Here is a 14,747-nt window from a genome sequence, read left to right on the forward strand (position 1 = left end):
GAACGGACTCCGGCGTCAAGGCGGCCGTGGCCTCCGCGAAACATCCTCATCATCGTTTTACAGGGCTCTTGCATGTCGTCCGCCCCAATCCCGCCCCGCGACCCGGTGGTGCCTCTGCACGCCGAGGACGTGGTGGTCACACGCCGCGACACCGTTGGCGATACGGTTCGGGTCGCCGTCACCACCCGCGAACAGGAGCGGCTGGTGGACGAGGAACTGACCCATGAGCGGGTCGCCATCGAGCGCGTGGCCATCGGCCGGGTGGTCGATCGCGTGCCGCCCATCCGCAAGGACGGTGATCTCACGATCATTCCGGTCGTGGAGGAGGAGGCCGTCATCGTCATCGAACGCCGGCTCGTCCTCCGCGAGGAAATCCACATGCGGCGGGTCCGCGTCACCGAGCGTCACCGGGAAACGGTGACGCTGCGCCGCCAGGACGCCGACATCAGCCGCATTCCGCCGGACCGGCGCGACGATGCCGGCTGACGGGCCGAGAAAGCCCAACCCGACCCTTCCAGGAGAGACAGACATGACGGACGAAACCATCGTCGCCATTTTCGACACGGACACCCAGGCCGATGCCGCCGTGCGTGACCTCAAAGCGGCCAACGTTCCGGCGGATGCGATCAGCCGGCACGCCCGCAACGCACCGGGAACCGGCACAGCGGCTCCTGCCCAGGAGACGGGCTTCTGGGCCAGTCTGTTCGGCGGCGACCCGGATCATGACGCCGCCGTCTATGACCGCAGCGTGGAAAGCGGCTCGACCGTCGTGGCCGTGAGGGCTCCGGGGCAGCACACCGCGATGGTAACCGAAATCCTGGAGATGCACCGTCCGGTCGACATCGATGAGCGGGCCTCGGGCTACGGGCTGTCGGGGACAACGACGAGCACCACGACGACGCCGGTTACGGCCACACCGGTTACGGCCACACGGGAAGGTGCCGCCGGAATGGCCGCTGCCAATCAGGGCGGCAACGGCGGCGGCAGCATCCAGCTGTCCGAAGAACAGTTGCACGTCGGCAAGCGTGCGGTGAATCGCGGCACGACCCGTGTTCGCCGCTTCGTGGTCGAAACGCCGGTCGAGGAGCAGGTCAGTCTGCGCGACGAGACGGTGACGGTCGAGCGCCGCGCGGCGACCGGCGACCATCTGGTCACGGATGCGGACTTCACCGAGAAGACGGTCGAGATGACCGAAGTTGACGAGGAGGCGGTCGTCGGAAAGAGCGCCCGCGTCACCGAAGAGGTGGTGCTGCGCAAGGACGCGACGGAGCGCGTCGAGGCGGTGCGGGACACCGTGCGCCGAGAGGATGCCGAGATCGAGAAGATTCCGGCCGCTCCGCCCGTCGCCAAAACCTGATCCGAAACCTGCTCCCCTGCCAACCTGCGTTCGGGGCGCCGTCAGGGACCTCGAACGCGCTCTTTCGGAGCGACCACAATGTCAACGGACACCTATGCCGCCCCGCCGCTCCGCGGATCGGGCGTGCTCGAAACCACCACCACGACAGAGGGGCACTCGCACATCCACCGCCGCATCTCATGGGCGGCGATCTTCGGGGGCGTGATCCTGGCCCTCGCTATCCAGCTCGTGCTCAGCCTGCTGGGCGCCGGCATCGGCCTGGGCACGGTTGCGACAAACGCGGGAAGCACCCCGAGCGCCAGCAGCCTTGGCATCGGGGCGGGCATCTGGTGGGTCATCAGCAGTTGCCTCGCCGTTGCTGTGGGCGGGTACGTCGCGGCTTGGTTGGCCGGTGTCGAGATCCGGTTCGACGGGGTGCTGCACGGTCTGGTCACCTGGGGCATCGCCACCCTCGTGACGTTCTGGCTGCTGTCCTCGGCCATCGGCGGGATCATCGGCGGCGGCTTCTCGGCCTTGGGCAGTGTGACCTCGGCGGCGGGCAGTGGGCTCGGCGACGCGGCCAAGCCGCTTGCCCAAGCGGCAGGAGTATCCCCCGATATGGTTCGGCAGCAGGCCGAAGCGTATCTGCAGCCGGCGAACCCCGATCCGGCCACGATGAGCCCGCAGGACGCCCAGAAGGTGATCGCGACCGATCTGGTCACCTATGCGGGTGGCGGCGGCGAGGCGGCGGCGGCCAAGGAGCGGATCATCACCATCATGGCGGCCCAGATGAAGGTCAGCCACGACGAAGCGGCCCAGCGTTTCGAAAACGGTCAGGCCAAGCTGCAGCAGACCCGCGACAAGGCCGTACAGACCGCCAAGGATACGGCGGACGCCAGCGCGTCGGCCGCATCCCGGACCTCCTTCGCCGGATTCGCCGTCCTGCTGCTCGGCGCCGTTGCCGCGGCGGTCGGCGGCTCCCTGGCCGTGCAGCGCCGGCTGCGGGTGACCCAGCGCGTCGTTCGATAAACCGACCGGCAATGATGACTGACCGCCGCCATCGACGGCGGTGTGGAGCCCGAAATCGCGACGCGTGGCGGGCTCCCTTCTTTCTTGACCGGCTTCTTTCCGCTCAGCCCAGAAGAAAGGCCCGCGTATTTTCTTTCGGTCCGGCATAGTCATGGAAAAATAAAAAATTCAGGCGGCGCGCACCCTGAAATTATTAGTAATTCTGTTGACGTGTATTTTATCAGTATCGGGATTTCAGGTTCTGATTGGTATATGCCTTTTACAGACACTTGTTATTGTGCGATGCGTCATAATATAGATGCAGGACACAACAGGTCGAGCCCACCCGCTCCCTGGCCCCCAATCAACCATCGATCAGTCATTGGAGTTCAACATGGCCGACGGCACGTCCCCGGTTCACACGATCCGCAGCGCCAGCGACGAGGCAGCCGCGAAGACGGAAAGCCCCAAAACCCACAGCATCCGGAGCGCCAGCGACGAGGGGGCGACGAAGTCCGGCAAGCCCGATGCCAAGCAACCCCACGACCAGCCGGCCCGGCCTTTGGAAGGCCGGCCCTTCGAAGGAATGACGGCACAAGCCGGCCGTGGCTCCGTCGAACGGGCAACAGAGCGGTCGGCCCAGCAATTCGCCGCCGGTGGCGAACTGGCCGGCCGCACGCTCCAGAACATCGCCCGTCCTGCCGAACAGAACCTCACGGTGGCCATGGAGTTCGGCAACGTCATGACCTCGCGCTATGAGGCCGCGTGTTCCGAGATCGTCCGGTACATGCAACAAGCGGCCCAGCGCCAGAGCGAGATGATGAACGACATGCTCCGGGCGCGCAGCCCGAGCGATGTCCTGCTCGCCGGGAACCGGTACCTGCTTGGCGGGCTGCAAGCATTTTTCGACGCCAACGGCCGCATCGCCCGGGCCTCGGCCCATACGGCAGACGAGGCGGATTGCAAGCGGAACCGGCGCTCGGTCTGACGCGCCCGGCAGCCGTCCAACCATCCGCCGATCGTTCGGGAGACGGCGATGCCACCCCACGCAGCGGCAGGAGGATCTCTGTGAAGGCGCCCATGAACGAAGAGCACACGCTTCCGGTGGTCGAGGAGCAGGTGACCATCCGCAAGCACAAGCGGGTCACGGAAACGCTTCAGGCTCACACCGTCACCCACGAGCATGAACAGCCGGTCGAAGCCGAGCTGTCGGTGCAGACGATCCAGATCGAGCGGGTGCCGTGCGACCGGTTCGTCGATCACCTGATCCCCGACCGCCAGGAGGGTGACACGACCATCATCTCGGTCGTCGAAGAGGTCGCGACCCTGAACCTGCGGCTGAAGCTGGTGGAGGAGGTGCGCATCACCCGCCACACCGAAACCCGCAGGATTGAAGACGCGGTCAAGGTTCGCCGCCAGGACATCATCGTCGAACGGGTTCACCCCCCGCCCGACACCGAGGTCTGACCGGCCTCACCGTCATTTGAATTCAACGGAGAACATCATGAGCACGATCGTCGTAGGACTGTACAAGGAGCCGCGCGCCGCCAAGAAGGCCTTCGAGGCCCTCGTTGCGGCTGGTTGCCAGGAGAAGGACATCGACACCTTCGACGGAGCCGGCAACGCCGACAAGGCGACGCAGGAGTTGCTGGGCCACGGCTTCACCAAGGACGTCGCGCAGCGGTACGCCGCCGCGATCAAGCAGGGCCACACCCTGGTGGCGGCCGACATCGCCGATCAGGACGCGGATGCCGCGGAAGCCATTCTTGACGAGAACGGCGCCATCGACCTGCCCGAATCCTCGCATCAGCCGAAAAAGCCGGCGAAGGCGGACAACGGCGCGAACGTGGAGGAAGAGTCCGTTCCCGTGGTCGAAGAGCAGGTGGAGATCGGCAAGCGCCGCGTCAGCAAGGGCGGGATGCAGGTGACGACGGAAGTGACCGAGACGCCGGTTCGGGAGACCGTCCGGCTGCGCGAGGAAGAGGTGGATGTCGAGCGCCACAAGGCCGACCGGGCTCTCGGCGCCCAGGAGGTGGACACCGCGTTCGAGGAGAAGACCGTCGAGATGACGGCCACCTCCGAGACGCCGGAGGTGACCAAGGAGGCGCGCGTGGTCGAGGAGGTCGTGCTGTCCAAGAAGGCGACCGAGCGCGACAAGACCGTGGAAGCCTCGGCGCGACGCACCGATGTCAAGGTCAAGCCCACCGGCGACCGCCCCGGCGCCAACAAGCGCTGACCCCAAGCGCCGGCCCCGAGAGCGCCGGCCCCGAGAGCGCCGACCGTTGCCAGCGAACGCGCCTGCTCCCCGAAAAGGGGCAGGCGCCTTGGGGCGGCTCCCTCCGGCGATCGACGGGCCAGGGTGGACGACGACGGGTCATGGAATGCGGCCGTGCCGGAAGGTTGGCCCGCTTCACCTCCCGCTTCGCATCACGTCGACCGGGCCTGAGGAGAGATTCATTGCTTTCACGCACCAGCAGCAGAACGGTGACGTTCTCGCACCCCTTCATGTTGACCGGGATCGACGGTGTGCAGCCGGCGGGAACCTACACGGTCGAAACCGATGAGGAACTGGTCGATGGCCTGTCCTTTCCGGTGTACCGGCGTGTCGCGACGGTGATCCTGCTGCCGGTGCGCGCCGGCGGCACGACCCTCGCCCAGGCCGCCACGATCGATCCCCTGGACCTGGAGCGAGCCGAGCAGGCCGACGCGGCCACCCCATAGAATGGTGCCGCGGGCATGATCCTTCGGCCCGGTCGGGAGCAGGGAACTTCTACACCACGCTCGGCAGCCAACCGGCGGCGCTCATGGCCTGCCAGGCCGCCCCCGCGGCGAGCACGGAGAGAAGGAGGGTTCCGACCAGCGCGACGCAGAGCAGCGCGCCGTCCTCCTCCAGATAGGCGAAGGCGATCAGGACAATGAGCAGCGCCGGGGGAAGGTTGCTCAAGGGTACGGGAACGAGGAGGCTCGCGCCAAGCAACAGAACGACACCGCCAACCACCCGCTTGGTTGCCGTGAACGGGGTGGCCCAGCGCGGGCGGATGAACCGCTCCAGGTAGCGCAGCACCGGAACGGCTCGGCGAATGATCGCGGCCAACCGGCGGGTCTCGACATGATGGGTGGCGATGCGGCGGGGGAACGCAGGACCGGGGCGATCCAGGATCATTTGGAACGCAACGATCGTGAGCAGCACGCCGGCCATGGCCGATACGCCCGGAAGCACGCCAAGAAGCGCCAGGAGAAGGAGGATGATCCCGAAAGAACGATGACCGAGCCTACCGGCGAGCCAGTTCAGCGTCACATGCTCCGCGGGTGCTTCGCCGAGAATCCCGTTCAGCATCACGGACGTGGGCGCACGCGTGATCATGACCATGCCCCCTCAGACTGTTGAGCCATCGGGAGATGGGGGCGGACGGTCGGCTCGGAAGGGTGAAACGCATGGGGGAGATGACATGAGCCAGTCGCAAGTGGGCCTGTTCATCGCCGCCGCCTCGGTCATCGCGGTTTCCGTCGCCCTATACCGGCGCGACCGTCTCAGCGAGGCTGGGCTGGGCGGCGTTCTCGTCGGCATCGCCGCCGTGGTGGCGTGGATGCTCTCCAGTCCGTGATGGGTCTCACCTGGTGTTGGACAGAACGAAAGACCACCCGCGATGTTGATGCCGGGGTACGTCCTCATCGACCGTCTCCGGAGCCGATCGAATCCTGATCGCCCGCCACGGTCGGCCAGCCACTGCCGGATGGGACGAACGAAAGAGGGGCTTCTCCCATGGGCACCGATAGAGGCACGGAAAACCGCCGCCAGCGGCACCAAGCCGCTGGAGATGATGCAGCCGCAAATCGACAGGCCGGGATGGATGGCGATCCGGATCGGCTGCCCTTGAGGCCTGACATGGCCCTGGGGCTCTGGACATCCTGGATGGAGGCCAATGTCGGTGCCGTCCGCGATTGGAGCGGAGCCGTCAGGCCATGGTGGCAGGTTTCGCCCAACGATCTCACCGGCACCCTGCTGGACGCCGGAACCCGGCGGCTCAACGACGTCCTGGCCAACGACCCGGTGCTCCGGTCCATCGACGGCCTATGGAGCGCCAATCCCTTCCGCACCATCGTGCCGGTCGACTGGGCGGAAGTCGCCCGCGCGCTCCGGACCGTGTGGATGCTGTCGCTCAGCCGTCCGGACAAGGCCGTCCGCAAGGCCGCCGATGTCCAGGCGGCCGTCTGGACGTCCGCGATGGAGGCCTGGAACGACGCGGGCCGCCGCTGGTGGGGCATGGCCGGCGGCAAGGTGGCGGACGGGTCCAGGTCCGGTTCGGCGCCCGATGGCGACAAGCGCTTCGCCGCGCCGGAATGGCACGCCAACCCGGCCTACCGCACGCTCAAGGAGATGTACCTGCTGGCCTCCGACTGGCTGCTGGAGCAGGGCGAGCGCGCCGACGGCCTCGACGATGCCGAGCGGCGGCGGCTGACCTTCCATCTCCGCCAGTTCGTTGACGCCATGAGCCCGACGCTTTTGCTGTTCTCCAACCCCGCCGCCTTGCGCCGGGTGTTGGAAACCGGTGGCGTCAGCCTGGCGGACGGGGCGCGCAACCTGCTCTCGGACCTGAGGGAAGGCCGTCTCAGCATGGTGGACGCCACCGCCTTCGAGCCGGGGCGCAATCTGGCGACGACGCCCGGCAAGGTGGTCCACCGCAACCGGCTGATCGAGCTGATCCAGTACCAGCCGGCGGGCGGGGCGGTGCATGCGGTGCCGCTGCTCATCCTGCCGCCGTGGATCAACAAGTACTACATCCTCGACCTGCAGCCGAAGAACTCGATGGTGCGCCATCTGGTCGAGCAGGGCTTCACGGTGTTCGTGATCTCGTGGAAGAACCCGGACGCCTCGATGGACGGCGTCGGCTTCGACGACTACATGGACCTCGGCCCGCTGGAGGCCGCCGACGTGGTGCGCGACATCACCGGGGCCACCTCCATCAACGTGATGGGCTACTGCATCGGCGGCACGCTGCTCGCCATCACGCTCGCCTGGCTGGCGGCGAAGGGCGACACCCGGTTCAACGCCGCCACCTTCATGGTGTCGCTCCAGGATTTCTCCCATGTCGGCGACACCGCGGTGTTCCTGGGCGAGCCGACGGTGGACTTCATCGAACAGCAGATGATGGAGCGCGGCTATCTCGACAGCCGGGAGATGGGCAACATGTTCAACCTCCTGCGTTCCAACGATCTGATCTGGTCGAACGTCGTCAACAACTACCTGATGGGCAACAAGCCCCCGGCCTTCGATCTTCTGTACTGGAACAGCGACGGCACCCGCATGGCGCGGGCGGCGCACAGCTGGTACCTGCGCAACACCTATGTCGAGAACAACCTGATCGTTCCGGGCAAGGTCAGGCTCAAGGGCGAGGCCATCGACCTCGGGCGCATTCCGCAGGAGGTCTATGCGGTCGGCGCGGAGAAGGACCACATCGTGCCCTGGGACGCCGCGTGGCGCGTCACCCAGCTGCTCAAGGGGAGCAAGGTGCGCTACGTGCTGGCGTCCAGCGGTCACATCGCCGGGATCATCAACCCGCCCGGCGGCAAGGGGACCTATTGGACCGACGGCGCCGGAGAGCCCGGCGCGACCGCGCAGGCGTGGCGCGGGAAGGCCGCCGCGCACAGCGGCAGTTGGTGGACGGACTGGACGGCATGGCTGGCCGAACGGTCGGGTCGAAAAGGAAAGCCGCCGGCACTGGGCAGTGCGACGCATCCCGCGCTCGCCGACGCGCCTGGCGCCTATGTTCTGGAAAAGTAATCCTGCAGCGCTGCCCCACCTCCACCCCGCGTCTCCGCAGGGGGTGGTCAGGACAAGAAGCTGTTCATCCCCCAGGCGATCAGTGCCGCCATGAGCAGAAGAAAAAACCAGGGGTTGACGATACCCGTGCGGCGGCTCCGGTCGACGACTTCGCCGTTCGGAGCCGTAGCGGACCCTCCTTCCGGCAGGAGCTTCACCAAACGATCCGCCGCCGCAAGGGCATCCGGGGCTTCAGGCTGTTGCGCTGGAAGCCGGCGGAGGATGACGGCGAGCGCCGACGCCGCGGCGCCCCTCGGCAGCGCCGCCAAGCGGGCCGCCTCGGCCCAGGGGTCGATGCCGAGCCGCGCCAGGGCGGAGAGAACGCTGAGTGGGCTTCCGTTCTCCTCCTCCCAGAGCGGGGCGCATAGGAACTCGGTCAAGTCGGATTGGTGCAGGGTATATTCAGGGCGTAACGGCATATCGACCTTCCACAAAATTCCATGTTCTATTCCTATATATGGCGATCGATTGGGAAAATCAGCGTCGCGCTGATGGGGTGCATTAAATGATGGAGTTTTGAAGAAATCTTGTGCTCGGGATTTTTTATAAGGTTTATTTTATTGATTGAAGGGTGCCGTGCTTATTTTCAGTCGCTGAGAAATTCAAAGCTCCGGGTTTTCCTTCTCGCGTGCCGCCACCGCAGGTTCGGTTTCTTACCGGATGGCTGTGGGAAGGTGCATGTCAGTCGGGTGGCGGCGCCTCGTCGCGGTGCTGGCGCAGTTCCGGCGCCCCACGCCAAGGCTCGCTGTGTCGTCGCTCGTAGACGCCGCCTTCGCCTGCAATCCGAACCTCTTGGACAACATCCCGCGCTCTGTCGCCCGAGGAGCCGAGGCTGCGCAGGGCATAGTCCATCAGTCCGAAAGCGAGCTCGCGCTCACCCATGATCGCCAAGCCCACGCCTTGCCTCTCCAGATGGGCGACCTCCGCCTCGCTGTGGGTCCGCACCGCCGTATCGATGGAGGGGTTGATCCGGCGCGCGAGATCGAGAACGCGCCGTGTCTGATAGCCCTGGGGTGTGGCGACGACGATCAGCCGCGCCCGCCGGGTGCCGGCGGCCTCCAGCACGCCCGGTGTCGTCGCGTCCCCATAGACCGCCGGCACGCCGCGTTCACGCAACGCCTCGACCCGTCGGCGGTTCTGGTCGATGACCACGATGGGCAGATTCTGACTCTTCAGGCCCTTGCCGACGACGCTGCCGACCCGTCCGTAACCGACGATGACCGCATGATTCCGCGGGCCTTCGTGGGTCGGAGGCAGCACAGACAGGCTGTCGGTTCTGCGGCGTTCGAGCCGGCCCAGCATGCCCGGCCTCCGCCGCAGCCAGCCGGAGAGACGGTCGAGACCGACGAACACCAACGGATTGAGCGTGATCGAGAGCAGCGCGCCCGCGAGGATCAAGTCGCGTCCCTCCGGCGGCAGGAGCCCGAGCGTCACCCCGAGTCCGGTCAGGATGAACGAGAACTCGCCGACCTGCGCCAGACTCGCCGACACGGTGAGCGCGGTCGATGCCGGATAGCCGAACGCCAGCACGATCCCGAACGCCGCCAGTGTTTTGCCGAGGACGATGACCAGGACGACGGCGAGCACGGCGAACGGCTCGCGGAGCAGGATCATCGGGTCGAACAGCATGCCGACCGAGACGAAGAACAGCACCGCGAAGGCGTCCTGAAGCGGCAGCGCGTCGGCCGCGGCCTGATGGCTGAAGTCGCTTTCGCTCAGGACGACGCCGGCGAAGAAGGCCCCGAGAGCGAAGGAGACGCCGAACAGCTCGGCCGAGCCGAAGGCGATGCCGAGCGCGGTCGCGAGCACCGAGAGCGTGAACAGCTCGCGCGAGCCGGTCCGGGCGACCTGCATCAGAAGCCACGGGATCGCGCGCGTGCCGACCACCAGCACGAGGGCCAGGAACACCCCGACCTTGCCCAGCGTCAGCGCCAGCGTCATGGCCAAGCCGCTGCCGCCGGTTTCGCCCGCCACGCCGCGCGGCGTGCCACCGAGCGCTCCCGCCAGGGCCGGCAACAGCACCAGCGCCAGCACCATGGCGAGATCCTCGACGATGAGCCAGCCGACGGCGATCCGTCCGTTTGCCGAATCGAGGATGTTGCGCTCCTCAAGCGCGCGCAGCAGCACCACGGTGCTGGCAACCGAGAGCGCCAAGCCGAACACCAGACCCGCGCCGAACGTCCAACCCCAGATGTGCGCGACGCCGACGCCGAGCGCCGTCGCCATCACGATCTGGCCGAGGGCACCGGGAATCGCGATGGCGCGGACGGCGAGCAGATCCTTGATCGAGAAATGGAGGCCGACACCGAACATCAGGAGAATGACGCCGATCTCGGCAAGCTGGGATGCGAGCCCCTCGTCGGCAACGAAGCCGGGCGTGAAGGGGCCGGCCGCGACGCCGGCCAGCAGATAGCCAACGAGGGGAGGCAGCCGGAGCTTGCTGGCGAGAAGGCCGCCCAGGAAGGCGAGAACCAGGCCCACGACGATGGTGGCGATGAGCGTCGTCTCGTGTGGCATGAGGATCCTTGTCCGGTCCCGGGCGGAAGAATCCCGCGATGGGGCCGGCTCCGTCAGATATGGTGGTTGCCCGGCGACTGGTCAGTGCGATGCGTGTCAGTACTGACGGCAGGTGTTCGTCTGCGCCTTCGCGTGTGCCCTCGCGCGTCTCCATGTCCATTGGATGATGATAGAATACGGGCTTCGCTTTGATTTCGATGGCTGGATGGTCATCGACACCACGGTTGTGAACGGCGAACTGGCCGGTGAGGCGGTTCAGCGTGGTCTGCCCTTCGCTGAGGCGGAGCAACTGGCTGAGTGCCTGAATCGGTACGTGATCGATCTTCACGCCAATCAGAACTGACGCCGTCGGGCCGTGGACAAAATGTGTGGGGGCAGGCGCGCACCCTCGCAAGATGGAGGGTAGAGCGCCACATAAGGCAGGGCTACGGCTCGAACGTTGCCCTTGAGGACGCCATGAAGCCCGCCGTCATTGCCCTACTTCTTTCGTTGGCCATTGGTGTCGCCTCTGCCGCCGCAGCCGGTGAGCGCAATCCGACGCATCTCTTCGATCCCGGCAATCACGTCGATGCCGCTGGTGTCGTCCGTGACCGTGGTGACCGGCCCGTCGGGCGTATCGAGGAGGATGTCAAGGGGAGCCACGTGTTGCGCGACAACGCCGGGCGCCACATCGGCAGTGTCGAGCGCGGCTTTGCCGAAGGCGAACTGGTTGTCCGGGACAGCGAAGGCCGCCGCCAAGGCACGCTAGAACGCCGCACGCTCGAACGCCGGGAGTGACACGGAAGCTTCAGCTTCGGGGGGCATTGCCAGCCGATTGCCAGATCAGTAGAACACCCCATCGTTCAGATCCTTTCTGAACTGTCCGCACCAGGCGGAGGGGAGCGATGACCGATAGACCCGGGAGGTTCGGGTCGGCACATAGGTCACCGTGATGTTGTGGAATTGGACCGTGCCGCCCCTGACGACATGAGCCTCGACGAGGTCCTTCATTTTGAAATCGTCCGGGCGAAGCGTGACGTGGGCAACGCACCGTTCGAAGGCCTTCCTCTCGACGTTCTTGAGCATGGCAAAGCCTCCGGTTCACGCCACAGGCCCATGAATCAAGACGAAGAGTACGACCGCCAGCACGACGGCAACCGGGATCACCAGCGGCGGCACGAAGTACTCCATTGCGGTGCTCCGGAAGGCTGTGAAGCTGGGAGGTGTGGGCGTTTGAAGATTCATGGTCATGTTCCGTGTGTTCGGCAGACCGAATTGGGTATGCCGCGGCGACGTCCTCATTGCCATTGCACCGCCCATCAAGGCCGATCAAAGGATCGCGGTGGGGACTATGAAAGGGTGTGGACTATGGAAGAAATGGCGCTGAGATAGGTTTTGCGCCGTGGCGATTTCGACATATGGACCCATGAACCGCAGAAGGACGAGGGATCGAAACCGAAATCATTGCATCGGCCATTTTGGACAGGGCATTTAGAGATTTTTCCACAAGAGAATACAATTTCTGATTCGGTCGCCCTGCACAAATAAGCCAAATGGGTTGCCCGCAATGACAATCTTCTGCCGGCCCGATAAGGCCGCCAGCGATGCGTTCGCCGGACCGTCTCCGCGATATTCTGGTTTTATCGGCTTGGCGTGGATTTTTGCCCGCTCTATGTCGTCACCCCATGGCGGGGCCAATGCCATCGCGCCGCTTCCAATGCAATAAAGTTCTTTTCATTACCTTCAGGCGGAATATTCTGTATTTTTCCTGGAAACTTGAATGAATCGCCCCATGTTCACTTGGACCCCTTCAGGGTGCGCCAAGAAATTGCCGGCAGATCCGCCGGGGGCATGCCCATTCGGGAGATGATCTTGGGGATCGCCTCCAGTCCCAGACGTCATAAGGGATTGTCCAGCAACGGCCCGTCAGAGCCGAGGATCGCCGTCGGGAAACAAGGACAGGAGCCGCTCGTGATTGTCCGGGCGTGCGGACTTGCTGCCCGAAGCGGAGCATCGGCATGCTTGAAAAAACGAGACTCGCGTTCTTCGTCATCGAAACCCAGGCCGGCTGGACCGTACGGGCCGATGGGTTCATCTACCCCTTGTGCGGCAGTTTCGCCGCCGCGGTCGTCCGCGCGACGCGGGAGGCTCAAGCGGCCGGCCGTCTCGGCTTTGCCAGCGTCGTGCTGACGCGGCCGGCGCTGGACCGTCCGTACGAAATCCAATGGACCTATGGCCGCGACGCCTGTCCACCAACCATCATGGAGGAGTCCCGCCATGCCACGCCGCATCTTCGAAGCGATGCCCGCCACTGACGCGGTGATCCTTCCCTCCTCGGCCACGGTCCAAGCCGCGGCGGTGGCGATGAAGGAGCGGCAGCAGTGCGTGGTGCTCGCCATGACCGATGGCCGATTGGACGGCATCCTTACGGAGCAGGACGTGGTTCGCCGCGTCGTCGCCGAGCGGCGGGATGCGGAACGTGTCACCGTGGCCGAGGTGATGACCCGGCATCCGGACACGATCCCCGCCACGGACCTCGCGCTCACAGGGCTGCAGATGATGGAGGACGGGGGGTACCGGCACCTGCCGGTCATCCATGACGGGCGTGTCGTCGGGCTGATTTCACGCGTCGATTTCGCCGGGGCGGAAAAGACCGAGTTGGAAGCCGAACGCCGATGCTGGGAACGGCTCGGGTGATCCCCAACCGGACCGCCGCGGTACACGGCGCGCTCCCGAACCGAAGGAGGATGATCATGGACACCCGCTTCGTGGCCTTCGCGGGCTCTGCGCCCGAGGGTGCCGACGCCCTGCGTGAGCGCCTTCGCTGGGCTGCCGCCGAACGACGCTGGCATGGGCTGGCGCCGGTTACCCCCAGGCGTCCTCCGACCTTGTCGCCTTCGGGCCTGGAAGCCCTGCGGCACGGCGCGCAACTGACCCGATTCACTGAGACCGGCCGGGCGCGTGCTTCCTGAAGCCAGCCACACACCCGGAAAAGCAGTCCATGCCGCGGCGTTTCCACAGTCCAGACCACTTGGCTACTCACCGCCATTGGCCGCATGGCGCCGGCCTGTGGGCCACGACCGGGCTGATGGGCGGGCGCCTGCCGGACCGGCGGGAGGGCTGAGGCATGGGGCACGCGCACTATCTCGTCGCGCAACGTGGAACCGGCTGGTTCATTCTTCTCGAGAAGAACCGGTACGGTCCCTTCCCGAGCGGACGGAGCAGCGCTCTGACCGCCGCCGTGCAGGCCGCGCATCAAGCCGGCAAGGACGGTCATGACGCCCGCGTGTCGCTGCGCGCCGCGGACGGCACTGAGCGGACCGTCTGGTCCTTCGGGACTGACGGCTACCCCCCATGCTGGGTGGAGCATCTGCGGATCGTGGCGCCGGAACCGCGTCCCAAGCGGCCTCGTCCGGCGGTGCTGGCGCCGAGGCGGCCTGAACCGGGAGGAGTTCCATGATCGACCGCGAACTTCTGGGGCGTTACCAGACGATGTTCGGCTGCACCTTCGACGTTGCGCTCTGGGCGCGACGGCTCGGCGACGGCGTGAACGACATGATGCGCGCCGCACTTGCCGGATATGGCCCGCCGGTGACCGACGAGCGCATCGCATCCCGAGTGCGTGAGCGGCTTGCATTCCCGAACGTTCCGTAGAGCGGAGCGAACCCATGTCCGTTTCTCCGGCCCGGCTGCCGCCAGCCATCGGTGCCCGCGCCGTGGTGGAGGCACCGATCGCGCCACAGGTGACATCCTGGCCGTCAGCTGGCGGTCGGACATGCCGTTGAGAACCGCGCGACCGGTTGGAATTGGGCTTCACCGTTCGATGTGGTCTGTGCCACGCTGCCGCTCATGAACCGATTCCGTCCAAACCTGCCCGGCGCACCAGAGCGCTCCGACGCGGAGCGGCAGGTGGACGCGGTGCAGCGGCAGGGGGAATCTTCGCCAGGGCGGTTGCCGCCACGCCGGTGCCACGCATTTCCGTCGTCTCTAGAAAGAAACTTGGCTGAGACGGTCATGCTGCCAGAGGTGTGATCTGGACGGCATAGCCGAGGTTTTGCAGGCGGGCGAGGAGGCGGTTGGTCTGGG

The 14,747-nt window shown here is 65.9% G+C and carries 21 protein-coding genes; 16 read left to right on the forward strand and 5 right to left on the reverse strand.

The features are described from left to right. Positions 1-72 precede the first annotated feature (72 nt). The 7 genes from ACFPMG_RS11035 to ACFPMG_RS11065 all read left to right on the forward strand — a co-directional run bounded on the left by ACFPMG_RS11035 (position 73) and on the right by ACFPMG_RS11065 (position 5,065). Positions 73-486, forward strand: coding sequence for a DUF2382 domain-containing protein (locus ACFPMG_RS11035; protein ID WP_376995174.1), 414 nt, complete (start codon positions 73-75; stop codon positions 484-486). Between the two features lie 43 nt (positions 487-529). Then, a complete protein-coding gene (locus tag ACFPMG_RS11040; RefSeq protein ID WP_376995175.1) occupies positions 530-1,357 on the forward strand; it encodes a YsnF/AvaK domain-containing protein in 828 nt (275 codons plus the stop codon). A gap of 78 nt (positions 1,358-1,435) precedes the next feature. Beyond that, positions 1,436-2,365, forward strand: a complete 930-nt coding sequence (locus ACFPMG_RS11045; RefSeq protein WP_376995176.1) for a hypothetical protein — start codon at positions 1,436-1,438, stop codon at positions 2,363-2,365. A 373-nt stretch (positions 2,366-2,738) separates the two neighbouring features. Further along, complete coding sequence (locus tag ACFPMG_RS11050) at positions 2,739-3,332, forward strand: phasin family protein (protein WP_376995177.1); 594 nt, start codon at positions 2,739-2,741, stop codon at positions 3,330-3,332. A 92-nt stretch (positions 3,333-3,424) separates the two neighbouring features. After that, positions 3,425-3,811 carry a DUF2382 domain-containing protein gene (locus tag ACFPMG_RS11055; RefSeq protein ID WP_376995178.1) on the forward strand — a complete coding sequence of 129 codons (387 nt, stop codon included), beginning with the start codon at positions 3,425-3,427 and terminating at the stop codon, positions 3,809-3,811. Positions 3,812-3,848: 37 nt separating this feature from the next. Beyond that, a complete protein-coding gene (locus ACFPMG_RS11060; protein WP_376995179.1) occupies positions 3,849-4,580 on the forward strand; it encodes a YsnF/AvaK domain-containing protein in 732 nt (243 codons plus the stop codon). A 248-nt stretch (positions 4,581-4,828) separates the two neighbouring features. Next, the gene (locus ACFPMG_RS11065; protein WP_376995180.1) at positions 4,829-5,065 is read left to right on the forward strand and encodes a hypothetical protein; all 237 of its coding nucleotides are present in this window, start codon (positions 4,829-4,831) and stop codon (positions 5,063-5,065) included. 49 nt (positions 5,066-5,114) lie between these two features. Here the strand turns inward: ACFPMG_RS11065 and ACFPMG_RS11070 are convergent, their stop codons facing one another. Further along, a complete protein-coding gene (locus ACFPMG_RS11070) occupies positions 5,115-5,714 on the reverse strand; it encodes an exopolysaccharide biosynthesis protein (protein WP_376995181.1) in 600 nt (199 codons plus the stop codon). A 79-nt stretch (positions 5,715-5,793) separates the two neighbouring features. Between ACFPMG_RS11070 and ACFPMG_RS11075 the strand changes: the two genes are divergently transcribed. Both ACFPMG_RS11075 and ACFPMG_RS11080 read left to right on the forward strand, forming a co-directional pair. Then, positions 5,794-5,949: a hypothetical protein gene (locus tag ACFPMG_RS11075; protein ID WP_376995182.1), complete on the forward strand. Its 156-nt coding sequence runs from the start codon at positions 5,794-5,796 to the stop codon at positions 5,947-5,949. A gap of 281 nt (positions 5,950-6,230) precedes the next feature. Then, positions 6,231-8,126 carry a PHA/PHB synthase family protein gene (locus ACFPMG_RS11080; protein WP_376995183.1) on the forward strand — a complete coding sequence of 632 codons (1,896 nt, stop codon included), beginning with the start codon at positions 6,231-6,233 and terminating at the stop codon, positions 8,124-8,126. Between the two features lie 47 nt (positions 8,127-8,173). On the opposite strand, the gene ACFPMG_RS11085 is transcribed toward ACFPMG_RS11080, so the two are convergent. Beyond that, complete coding sequence (locus ACFPMG_RS11085) at positions 8,174-8,584, reverse strand: hypothetical protein (RefSeq protein ID WP_376995184.1); 411 nt, start codon at positions 8,582-8,584, stop codon at positions 8,174-8,176. A 262-nt stretch (positions 8,585-8,846) separates the two neighbouring features. After that, a complete protein-coding gene (locus ACFPMG_RS11090; RefSeq protein ID WP_376995185.1) occupies positions 8,847-10,682 on the reverse strand; it encodes a cation:proton antiporter domain-containing protein in 1,836 nt (611 codons plus the stop codon). Between the two features lie 205 nt (positions 10,683-10,887). Here ACFPMG_RS11090 and ACFPMG_RS11095 point away from each other — a divergent pair, with 205 nt between their 5' ends. Together ACFPMG_RS11095 and ACFPMG_RS11100 are read left to right on the forward strand one after the other, a co-directional pair. Beyond that, on the forward strand, positions 10,888-11,025 hold the full coding sequence (locus ACFPMG_RS11095) for a hypothetical protein (protein WP_376995186.1): 138 nt from the start codon (positions 10,888-10,890) through the stop codon (positions 11,023-11,025). A 113-nt stretch (positions 11,026-11,138) separates the two neighbouring features. Next, entirely contained in the window at positions 11,139-11,459 is a 321-nt protein-coding gene (locus tag ACFPMG_RS11100) for a hypothetical protein (protein ID WP_376995187.1), read from the forward strand. A 45-nt stretch (positions 11,460-11,504) separates the two neighbouring features. On the opposite strand, the gene ACFPMG_RS11105 is transcribed toward ACFPMG_RS11100, so the two are convergent. Both ACFPMG_RS11105 and ACFPMG_RS11110 read right to left on the reverse strand, forming a co-directional pair. Then, complete coding sequence (locus ACFPMG_RS11105) at positions 11,505-11,747, reverse strand: hypothetical protein (RefSeq protein ID WP_376995188.1); 243 nt, start codon at positions 11,745-11,747, stop codon at positions 11,505-11,507. A gap of 405 nt (positions 11,748-12,152) precedes the next feature. Continuing rightward, a complete protein-coding gene (locus ACFPMG_RS11110) occupies positions 12,153-12,365 on the reverse strand; it encodes a hypothetical protein (protein ID WP_376995189.1) in 213 nt (70 codons plus the stop codon). A gap of 314 nt (positions 12,366-12,679) precedes the next feature. On the opposite strand from ACFPMG_RS11110, the gene ACFPMG_RS11115 reads away from it, so the two are divergent. The 5 genes from ACFPMG_RS11115 (at position 12,680) to ACFPMG_RS11135 (ending at position 14,315) form a co-directional block, all read left to right on the forward strand. After that, complete coding sequence (locus ACFPMG_RS11115; RefSeq protein WP_376995190.1) at positions 12,680-12,976, forward strand: hypothetical protein; 297 nt, start codon at positions 12,680-12,682, stop codon at positions 12,974-12,976. Next, positions 12,939-13,358, forward strand: coding sequence for a CBS domain-containing protein (locus ACFPMG_RS11120; protein ID WP_376995191.1), 420 nt, complete (start codon positions 12,939-12,941; stop codon positions 13,356-13,358). The genes ACFPMG_RS11115 and ACFPMG_RS11120 overlap by 38 nt, the downstream gene beginning before the upstream one ends. A gap of 56 nt (positions 13,359-13,414) precedes the next feature. Beyond that, on the forward strand, positions 13,415-13,633 hold the full coding sequence (locus tag ACFPMG_RS11125) for a hypothetical protein (protein WP_376995192.1): 219 nt from the start codon (positions 13,415-13,417) through the stop codon (positions 13,631-13,633). A gap of 155 nt (positions 13,634-13,788) precedes the next feature. Next, positions 13,789-14,121, forward strand: coding sequence for a hypothetical protein (locus tag ACFPMG_RS11130; protein ID WP_376995193.1), 333 nt, complete (start codon positions 13,789-13,791; stop codon positions 14,119-14,121). Beyond that, positions 14,118-14,315: a hypothetical protein gene (locus tag ACFPMG_RS11135; RefSeq protein WP_376995194.1), complete on the forward strand. Its 198-nt coding sequence runs from the start codon at positions 14,118-14,120 to the stop codon at positions 14,313-14,315. The genes ACFPMG_RS11130 and ACFPMG_RS11135 overlap by 4 nt, the downstream gene beginning before the upstream one ends. Positions 14,316-14,747 lie beyond the last annotated feature (432 nt).

It is taken from the genome of Azospirillum himalayense, assembly GCF_042657465.1.
Lineage (GTDB): Bacteria > Pseudomonadota > Alphaproteobacteria > Azospirillales > Azospirillaceae > Azospirillum > Azospirillum himalayense.